The sequence below is a fragment of the Sinomonas sp. G460-2 genome (genome assembly GCF_047759905.1).
In the GTDB taxonomy this organism is placed as follows: Bacteria; Actinomycetota; Actinomycetes; order Actinomycetales; family Micrococcaceae; genus Sinomonas.
Window position 1 is genome coordinate 1 of record NZ_JBKZWT010000301.1, and the last position, 4,411, is coordinate 4,411.

General features: G+C 68.3%; 4 protein-coding genes. 3 read left to right on the forward strand and 1 reads right to left on the reverse strand.

Features of this window, described 5'->3' with window-relative positions; all coding sequences use genetic code 11:
• Positions 1 to 793, reverse strand: a 793-nt coding sequence (locus ACLN58_RS18505; protein ID WP_415856710.1) for an MFS transporter, incomplete at its 3' end; no start/stop codon positions are given.
• A 204-nt stretch (positions 794 to 997) separates the two neighbouring features.
• On the opposite strand from ACLN58_RS18505, the gene ACLN58_RS18510 reads away from it, so the two are divergent.
• The 3 genes from ACLN58_RS18510 to ACLN58_RS18520 all read left to right on the forward strand — a co-directional run.
• A complete protein-coding gene (locus tag ACLN58_RS18510; protein WP_415856711.1) occupies positions 998 to 2,377 on the forward strand; it encodes an ammonium transporter in 1,380 nt (459 codons plus the stop codon).
• Positions 2,374 to 2,712: a P-II family nitrogen regulator gene (locus ACLN58_RS18515; protein WP_136611358.1), complete on the forward strand. Its 339-nt coding sequence runs from the start codon at positions 2,374 to 2,376 to the stop codon at positions 2,710 to 2,712. Before ACLN58_RS18510 ends, ACLN58_RS18515 begins: the two co-directional genes overlap by 4 nt.
• Before the next feature lie 334 nt (positions 2,713 to 3,046).
• Positions 3,047 to 4,411 (forward strand): ammonium transporter (locus ACLN58_RS18520; protein ID WP_415856712.1); only part of this gene is annotated, 1,365 nt, incomplete at its 3' end.

Genomic DNA, 4,411 nt, shown 5'->3' on the forward strand with positions numbered 1-4,411 from the left:
ACAGGGTCAGCGCGAGTCCCGCCGCGCTCGGGGACGCGTGGAGGGCCGCCGCGGCGAAGAGGGGTACGAGGGCCATGCGGATTCCGAACGTCGCCCAGCCGTTGGCGAAGTTTGAGACGAGCGCGGCCCGGTACGGCGCGTCCGCCAGGGCCTCCGAGAGCGCGAGGGACGGAAGGGTGAGCCGAGGAGCCGCGGCGCGCTCGCGCCCCAGCAGGAAGCCGACCACGGACGCCGCGACGACGAGCGTGCCCGCGTAGACCAGGAACGGGACCCGGAGGCCCAGGCCCGCAAGCAGCCCGCCCACGAGCGGGCCGGCGATGTTGCCCAGGAGGAACGACGACGCGTAGAGGCCACTCACGCGCCCCCGCGCCTCGGGCGGCGCGAGCCGCACGATGAGCCCCGACGCTGAGATCGTGAACATCGTCGAGCCGATGCCCGCGAGCCCGCGGAAGAGGAGGAGCTGCCAGTAGTCGGCGGCGAACGCGCACGCCCCGGTGAAGACCGCGACGGTGAGCACTCCCGTCACATAGACGGGCCGCTCGCCCCAGCGGTCCACGAGCGCCCCGGCGGTCGGGGCGAGCACGAGCCGGGTCAGTGCGAACGCGCTCACGATCACGGACGCCGCCGTCGCCCCCACTCCGAAGCTCGTGGCGAACTGGGGAAGCACGGGCGCCACCAGGCCGAAGCCGATCGCGATGGCGAACGCCGCGACGACGAGGACCCACACATCGCGAGGCATCGCGACGCGGGGGCCCGTGACACGCGCGAGGGCGCCGAAGGGGGAACGGGGCATGCCACAACCCTACGAAACATGGCGTTAACGTGCCGGTGACGAGCCCTTAACTCGCGGGATGAAGTTGTAACACGCGAGCAATTTGGGTCGCGAGCGGTTGAAACACCCGGGCGGCAATCTTTTCTCAGTGGTCAGGAGGTCCGCCGGGGCAGCGGCGGGAACTGACCAGAAAGATCCGTCCCACCCCCTTGAAAGGCAACCCCCATGCCCACATTCAGTGCTGGCGACACCGCTTGGGTGCTCGCTTCGGCAGCACTCGTGCTGCTCATGACGCCCGGGCTCGCGTTCTTCTACGGCGGTATGACGCGCGCCAAGTCCGTTCTGAACATGATGATGATGAGCTTCGGCGCGATCGCCCTCGTCGGCGTGCTATGGGTTCTCTTCGGCTACTCGATGTCGTTCGGCGATGACTGGTTCGGCGGCCTCGTCGGCAACTTCGACAAGTTCGGACTCCACGGCGTCCTCTCGACCGGCAAGGACATGCCGATCTCCGGCACGATCCCCGAGCTCGCCTTCGTGGGCTTCCAGGCAGTGTTCGCGATCATCACCGTCGCCCTCATCTCCGGCTCGATCGCGGACCGCTCGAAGTTCGGTTCGTGGATGGTCTTCGCCGGCCTCTTCGCGGTTCTCGTCTACTTCCCGGTCGCGCACTGGGTCTTCGACTCCAACAAGGACGCGAACGGCAACTTCATCGGCGGCTGGCTCAACGGCCTCGGCGTGATCGACTTCGCCGGTGGTACCGCGGTCCACATCAACGCCGGTGCGGCGGGCCTCGCCCTCGCGCTCGTCCTCGGCCGCCGCAAGGGCTTCGGCAAGGACCCGAACCACCGCCCGCACAACCTCCCGTTCGTGATGCTCGGCGCCGGCCTCCTGTGGTTCGGCTGGTTCGGCTTCAACGCGGGTTCCGCCCTCGCCGCCAACGGCGTCGCCGCGTTCGCGTGGATCAACACCCTCGTGGCCCCGTGTGCTGCGGTCCTCGGCTGGCTCCTCGTGGAGAAGATCCGCGACGGCCACGCGACGTCCCTCGGTGCGGCGTCCGGTGCGGTCGCCGGCCTCGTCGCGATCACCCCGGCCTGTGCCGCCATCTCCCCGCTGTGGGCCATCGTCCTCGGCGTCCTCGCCGGTGCGATCTGCGCCCTCGCGGTCGGGCTCAAGTACAAGTTCGGCTATGACGACTCGCTCGACGTCGTGGGCGTCCACATGGTCGGCGGCGTCGTCGGCACGCTCTTCATCGGCCTCGCGGCCGGTCCGGGTGCCCCGTCCGCCGGTACCGGTCTCTTCTACGGCGGCGGCTTCGATCAGCTCGGCAAGCAGGCCCTCGGCGCCTTCGTGGTCCTCGGCTACTCGTTCGTCGTCTCGCTCCTCATCGCCCTGCTCATCAAGGTGACCATCGGGTTCCGCGTCACGACCGAGGCGGAGGAGGCCGGCGTCGACATCGCGATCCACGCCGAGACGGCGTACTCCTCGAACTCCGGCAACGCCTTCCACCCGCTCGGCGGGAAGGCAGCCACGGAGGAAATCGCAAGCTTCAACGCAGATGATCTGCTCAGCGAATCCGCAAAGTCAGGGAAGGTCACTTCATGAAGCTCATCACCGCGATCGTCCGGCCCGAGAAGCTTGATGCCATCAGGGAGGGTCTCGAGTCCTACGGGGTCCAAGGCCTGACCGTCAGCACGGCGAGCGGCTACGGCCAGCAGCGCGGCTACACCGAGGTGTACCGCGGCGCCGAGTACAGCGTGGATCTTCTTCCCAAGATCCGGGTCGAGATCCTTGCGACGGACGAGCAGACCGACGACATCCTGGACGTCATCATCACGACGGCGAACACGGGCCGGGCCGGCGACGGCAAGGTCTGGACGGTCGACGTGCACGAGGCGATCAGGGTTCGGACCGGCGAGCGCGGGTCAGCGGCAATCTGACCCACGCACCACAGGCCCAGGGCCGGACAGCCAGGGCAGGCAGACGACGGCGGGTAACCACCCGCCGTCGTCTGTTTGTTTCGGGCACAGATACTCACAGGGATCGGGAGGCGCCTCGAAAACCCCGAAAACAAGCGGATGAAACATCCCGTTAACACGCCCGAGACGCGCTCTTAACGTCGGTGGCAATGTTGTAACTTCCGAGTTACATGGGCGCCCGAAGCGCGAAACACGGGCGGGGGAGTCTGTTCCGAGTGGCCCCGAGGGCCGGCGGGAAACCGACGGGCGGCCGGGCCGGGAGAGAAGTCGAAGCCCCTCGGAAGGCAAGCCCCCAATGAACGCTGGCGACACCGCCTGGGTACTCATCTCAGCGGCCCTCGTGCTGCTCATGTCGCCCGGACTCGCGATCTTCTACGGCGGCATGACCCGTGTGAAGTCGATGCTCAACATGATGATGATGAGCTTCGGCGCGCTCGCGCTCGTCGGGGTCCTGTGGGTGCTCTTCGGCTACTCGATGTCGTTCGGAGCGGACGCGTTCGGCGGCCTCGTGGGGAACCCGTTCCAGGATTTCGGCCTCGAGAACCTCCTCTCGACGGGCAAGGACATCCCGCTGGTCGGCACGATCCCCGAGCTCGTGTTCGTGGGCTTCCAGGGCGTTTTCGCGACCGTGACGGTCGCCCTTGTCTCAGGCTCGATCGCGGACCGCGCGAAGTTCGGCTCGTGGCTGGTCTTCGCAGGCGTCTGGGCCGTGCTCGTGTACTTCCCGGTGGCGCATTGGGTTTTCGACGCGAACAAGGACCCGAACGGCACGTTCATTGGCGGCTGGCTCAACCACTTGGGCCTCATCGACTTCGCGGGCGGCACAGCGGTTGAGGTGAATGCCGGTGCGGCGGGCCTCGCGCTCGCCCTCGTGCTCGGCAAGCGCCTCGGCTTCGGCAAGGACCCGAACCACCGCCCCCACAACCTCCCGCTCGTCATGCTGGGCTGCGGCCTCCTGTGGTTCGGCTGGTTCGGCTTCAACGCGGGCTCCGCCCTCGCCGCCAACGGGGAGGCGGCGTTCGCGTGGATCAACACGCTCGTCGCGCCGTGTGCCGCGATCCTGAGCTGGCTCGTCGTCGAGCGGATCCGCGACGGTCACGCGACCTCGTTCGGTGCGGCGTCCGGTGCGGTCGCAGGCCTCGTGGCCATCACGCCGTCGTGCGCTTCCCTCTCGCCGCTCTGGTCGATCGTCCTCGGTCTCGTGGCCGGGACCGTGTGCTCGCTCGCGGTGGGCCTCAAGTACAAGTTCGGCTACGACGATTCGCTCGACGTGGTGGGCGTCCACCTCGTGGGCGGCATCGTCGGAACGCTCTTCATCGGCCTCGCGGCCAGCCCCGGCGCGCCCGTTCCGGGCCAGGGCCTCTTCTACGGCGGCGGCTTCGACCTCCTCGGCAAGCAGGCGCTCGGGACCGTCGCTGTGCTCGGATACTCGTTCGCGATCTCGCTGGCAGTGGGTTATGCGATCAAGGCGACCATGGGCTTCCGCGTGTCGAAGGACGCGGAGGAGACCGGCGTCGACCTCGTGATCCACGCCGAGACCGCGTACCACTCGGGCGAGTCCACGGCCCGCGCGTTCCACCCCCTCGGGCACAAGTCGCCCGTGCCGGCGCTCAACTACGAGGTCGGCGAGCTGCTCGCCGAGGCTCGCCGAACGCGCGAG